Source organism: Apilactobacillus kunkeei (assembly GCF_005930975.1).
Classification (GTDB): Bacteria; Bacillota; Bacilli; order Lactobacillales; family Lactobacillaceae; genus Apilactobacillus; species Apilactobacillus kunkeei_E.
Window position 1 is genome coordinate 1 of record NZ_VBSE01000006.1, and the last position, 245, is coordinate 245.

Genomic DNA, 245 nt, shown 5'->3' on the forward strand with positions numbered 1-245 from the left:
ACTACTCCTTTGTGCTGAACTTTTTGCACTACTGCTTTGTGCTGAACTTTCTGCACTACTGCTTTGTGCTGACCTTTCTGCACTACTGCTTTGTGCTGAGCTTTCAGCACTACTGCTTTGTGCTGAGCTTTCTGCACTACTGCTTTGTGCTGAGCTTTCTGCACTACTGCTTTGTGCTGAGCTTCCTGCACTACTGCTTTGTGCTGAGCTTGCTGCACTACTGCTTTGTGCTGCGGATTCAGCAC

Annotated in this window: 1 protein-coding gene; it reads right to left on the reverse strand. The window is 48.2% G+C overall.

Features of this window, described 5'->3' with window-relative positions; all coding sequences use genetic code 11:
• Window positions 1-245, reverse strand: a 245-nt coding sequence (locus FD688_RS07300) for a hypothetical protein (RefSeq protein WP_190242835.1), incomplete at both ends; no start/stop codon positions are given.